This window comes from Nocardia sp. NPDC058658 (genome assembly GCF_042716665.1).
In the GTDB taxonomy this organism is placed as follows: domain Bacteria; phylum Actinomycetota; class Actinomycetes; order Mycobacteriales; family Mycobacteriaceae; genus Nocardia.
Map to the genome: position 1 here is coordinate 1 of NZ_JBHXRR010000050.1, position 4,463 is coordinate 4,463.

Below are 4,463 nucleotides of genomic sequence, written 5' to 3' on the forward strand. Positions count from 1 at the left end.
GGGATGCACAGTCCCGACGGCTTCGAGCGTTCACTCCGAGCGATAGCTGCCTGAATCTCGTAACTCCCCTGTCCACCGTTCGGGGGGAACCTCAGATAACCCATTGGGCTGCACAACGCGCACTGGAATGGCTCGGCGAACATCTCCAGACCCCACCCACGCTGGCGGTTCTCACACGAGTCAACTCGTTCGCTGGGAGGATCTCGGAAAACCTGTCCCAGGACGGGGCCTTCAATGACGAGCACCTGGTCCCGATCGATCACGTCCTCTATTGGGATCCAGAGTTAGCAGCCGCTTCCGCCCTTGTCGTCGGCAGTGTCCTCGAATGGCCGACGCAATCTACCGAACAAGCGGCAATCAACACGCTCGACTGTCTCGCCGACTATTATCGTGTCAAGGTCGGCCTTGGTACAGCCGGAGCCCGGAGCAAGATAACAACTCTCGAACGTGCCATCGTCGCCATCCAGGGCGGAAAGAATCCCATCTCAAAGACCGCGAAGGTGCTCCTCCACGCGGCCGCGGGCGCACAATCATTCACTGGTCGTGCAGTAACAGATTGGCAGATCGCGCGTTCCGTATTAGGCGGCACTGCGGAGCTCGACGAGGTCGGCACCAAGGCCAGGCTGATCCGGCTCCTCAACGCGACCGACGCAGTAGCGTGGGCGCTCTCAGGCACGTGGGACGGCACAATCGGCTACCCCGGGGCCATTGACGCGATACGAACGGCACTGGCAGTCGAAGCCGTAGACGTGCAACAACCTAGTGACGCGCCACTACATCTGATGACGATGCACAAGTCCAAAGGCAAGGAGTTCGACGCAGTCGTCATTGTCGAAGACCGCTACCCCCCGCCGCTCCTCGACGCTGATCCAGGGTCGAAGAACCAGCAAGCCGATCGCAGACTGCTGCGAGTGGCCATAACGCGTGCTCGCCACCTCGTCATCCTCATACGCCCGAACGGCACAGCAGCGTTGACACCTCCGCCGTCGGCAGGTCGGCGATCACCTGCACTGCGTTCCGATCACTAGAGTCGCGAGGTGACATCCGCGTGGCAGGAGGCGAGGCTAGTGTCAACGGCACACGAGGGATGCTCGAGCTGCCCGGAGCCGGCGACTCCCACGACCCAGGGTGCGTGGAGGAAGCAGTACATCTACCCGGCGGCAACATCTGCCACCGACGTTGGTACGAACAGGCTGATTCCGAGTAGGGTCCCATAGCGCCCCACAGGGACAAACTGAGCGGAGGACGAGTGACGGACACTCTGGCGGAGGTCAAGCGCCACGGCAAGCACTACACACCAACTGACCTCGCAAACTTTCTAGCAGAGCGAGTGCTTGGGCAAGTAGATGGTAGCCGTGAAGAAATTTCCGTCCTCGACCCAGCTTGTGGAGATGGTGAGCTTCTGCTGGCCATCCATAAGGTCGCCGCAGAGCGGCTGCCGACTACTCGGTTGGTCTTGACCGGCTACGACCTCGACGCCAGCGCGGTAGCAATCGCCCAGATGCGGGCCGAGGAAATGGGAGTCCGTATAAATTTGCACGAAGGCGACTTTCTCGACGCGAGCCGCGAACTCCCAAACGGATCATTCGATGCCGTGATCACGAACCCTCCTTACGTACGAACTCAACAGCTCGGCCAAGAAGCTGCCCAGACGCTTGCAACCAAATTCGGCCTCACAGGCCGAGTTGACCTAACCCATCCGTTTGTGGTCCTACTTCCATCCCTGCTTCGAGCAGGTGGCGTCGTCGGCCTGCTGTGTTCTAATCGTTTCCTCACGACCAAAGCTGGCGCAAATGTACGAAGGGTATTTCAGCGTTCCCTGCAACCAGTGGAACTGTACGACCTAGGCGACACCAAACTATTCACCGCCGCAGTATTGCCAGCGATTATCGTGGCGCTCAACCGCACGCCCGACCAGGCAACTTCGTGCACATTCACGTCCGCATACGAAGACGCGTCGGCGGATCCTACAGCTCACCTGGATCTCTATACGGCATTGATATCAAAAACCGACAACGTGATCAATCACGACAGTCGGACAATAGCCGTCCGCGCGGGATATCTGGTGCCAATAGACAATACGGATGAGCCGTGGAGGCTTTCACACGCCTCAGGCGACGAATGGCTCAAGAAAACCGCAGCTGCGACCTGGCGAACGTTTGGCGAGATCGCAAAGATTCGCGTGGGAGTTAAGACAACCGCCGATAAGGTATTTATATCCGACAACTGGCATAAAGCAGATCCAAAACCGGAAGGCGAGATACTTGTACCGCTAATTACACAAAGCAATCTAACTCCGTGGTGCATTTCGGAGTCACTAAGCACTCGCGTACTCTACCCCTACGACATGAGTAGATCCAAACGAACTCTTGTCGATATGGCCAGATTCCCGAACGCTATGTCGTATCTTGAGGCTAACGCTACACAACTTAAGAGTCGGCGGTATGTCGTTGAGGGCGGGCGCGAATGGTTCGAGATATGGGTCCCCCAGAAACCGAGCATGTGGGCTGCCCCGAAAATTGTGTTTCCCGATATCAGCGTGAACGCAAGATTTGCACTTGATCTGTCCGGAGCAATTGTTAATGGTAACTGCTACTGGATCTCATCGGACGACGTCGGCGACGATGATCTCGTGCACTTGATGCTGGCGGTCGCAAATTCGAGTTTCGGACTCCGCTTTTACGACGAAGTTTGCGGAAACAAACTATACGCTGGCCGTCGACGATGGATGACTCAGTACGTGTCAAAGTTGCCTCTGCCGAATCCAAACATCCCCGAATCGAAAAAGATCGTTCAGATCACACGCGAACTTCTCGCCACCGGCGAAGCGCCAGATGACGAGCAGATCCGCATCATCAACGATCTTGTCGAGTCCGCCTTCTCCAATCCCCCTTCATCGGTGGATCACGAGAGCCGAGACACTCTCTTCTAGACGAACCACTCCGACGGCAGCCTGAGCTGAAGTTTAGAATTGGAGACATTTCCTTTGAACTGTCGAAACTCCTTGAAGAAATCCTGACCTGTCGCGACGACAAGTTCAGTTAGTGTAAAGTTGGGACCCGAGCGCTCACCGTAAAAGATGGCGTAGCGAATGTCAGCGACAGCCAATACGCCATTAGTTGACGCCACTGGCGTGCGCGATTCTGGCAACTCAAGGCCAAGGTCTACCGTCCGGGCGAGTTGCAACTTTACCTCCAACGCCTGCGAAAGAACATCGGGAAACTGACCATTATCGGCAAAGTGAGACAAGCCCAATGCCTCACAAACACTCCGATGTACAACAGTTCCACGGTTGCGTTCTTGGGTGAGGCCTGGATCTGCAAACGTCTGACCAACCAGCGGAAGCAGCCGCTTATAGACGGTTTCTATATCGAGAATCTGGCCAGCCGATGGCGGGCTAGTCGGTGACACGGCACCCCCAAGAAAGGAAACCGGACCGAGAATGCTCAACAATTCCAGCGTGTCCATTGGCGATACCAACAGTGAACCCGCCGTCTCATTTATCCTATTAGCCTGAAACTTGCTAGTAAGGGTTCCTGTCGTGTCATACGAGGCCAAGTCACCGCCGGCAATAACCTTGATCTCCGCAATGAGATCATTCTTAAGTATGATAATCACATATCGCCGCGCGGCATCGACCTCTTGGTTCCAAATCTGAAGATTGTTCGCCTGCTGGACATAGACATCAATATTCGCATGTCGAAGTCGCGGATTTACCTTCCTGAAGGAAGGTGGGGCAACATAACCAAGCGCCTGGCAGACCATTGTTTTGGCAACTTTGGATCGAGTTCTCACAGCAAGATTTGCCAGATCTGCACGGCCTACGAGCTCATCTGTCAAAATGCATTCAAGCTCATTCGGCGTGTAGAATAGGCCAGTCAATTCAGTTGCTGGATCTGCATAGATTAGCTCGGTAGCTCGATCATTGTAAACGAACGATCCCTCAGCACGTATCGCTCGGCGCACGCCTTGTGCAGTTGCCAGATCACCAATCTTCACTGGAGCCCCGCCACCAGATCGGTTACGGTTATACCAAGACCTCTCGCATACTTCACGAGCGTAAGGTAAGTCGGGTTTCGTTCGCCACGCTCGACGGCACCGACATACGTCCTGTGTAGTCCGCTGTCATTTGCGAGCGTGTCCTGCGACTTCCCCGACTGCTCTCGCAGACGCCGGAGGCAATCGCCGAGCTGCCGGAGGAGGTCCGGGTCCTCAAGTTGATCTTCGTCTACACGCACCACGCAATCGTGCCGAGTAGACACTCAATCTAGCGACACTCTATGAGTAGCAACTGAGACCGATCATGACCGAGCCCTTTTCATCCTGCCGGTGAACGATGTTGCCCCGCAGCATGATTGATGCGTCCCCGGCGTGCGAACTGGCGAAGCCCCTGGTAAGAGAGCTGATTACCAAGTCCGCTCGTCCACCAGAGGCTTCTCATGTTGTTCTACCGTGCCGCGCTG

The 4,463-nt window shown here is 56.0% G+C and carries 4 protein-coding genes; 2 read left to right on the plus strand and 2 right to left on the minus strand.

Annotated features, from left to right (window positions below; all coding sequences use genetic code 11):
* Both ACFWUP_RS31230 and ACFWUP_RS31235 read left to right on the plus strand, forming a co-directional pair.
* Positions 1-1,028: 3'-5' exonuclease (locus tag ACFWUP_RS31230; protein WP_379239587.1), on the plus strand; the 1,028-nt coding region annotated here is incomplete at its 5' end.
* A 221-nt stretch (positions 1,029-1,249) separates the two neighbouring features.
* On the plus strand, positions 1,250-2,932 hold the full coding sequence (locus ACFWUP_RS31235; RefSeq protein ID WP_379239588.1) for a class I SAM-dependent DNA methyltransferase: 1,683 nt from the start codon (positions 1,250-1,252) through the stop codon (positions 2,930-2,932).
* Here the strand turns inward: ACFWUP_RS31235 and ACFWUP_RS31240 are convergent.
* Entirely contained in the window at positions 2,929-3,999 is a 1,071-nt protein-coding gene (locus tag ACFWUP_RS31240; RefSeq protein WP_379239589.1) for a hypothetical protein, read from the minus strand. The genes ACFWUP_RS31235 and ACFWUP_RS31240 overlap by 4 nt on opposite strands.
* Positions 3,996-4,262 carry a helix-turn-helix domain-containing protein gene (locus ACFWUP_RS31245; RefSeq protein ID WP_379239590.1) on the minus strand — a complete coding sequence of 89 codons (267 nt, stop codon included), beginning with the start codon at positions 4,260-4,262 and terminating at the stop codon, positions 3,996-3,998. The genes ACFWUP_RS31240 and ACFWUP_RS31245 overlap by 4 nt, the downstream gene beginning before the upstream one ends.
* Positions 4,263-4,463: the final 201 nt, after the last annotated feature.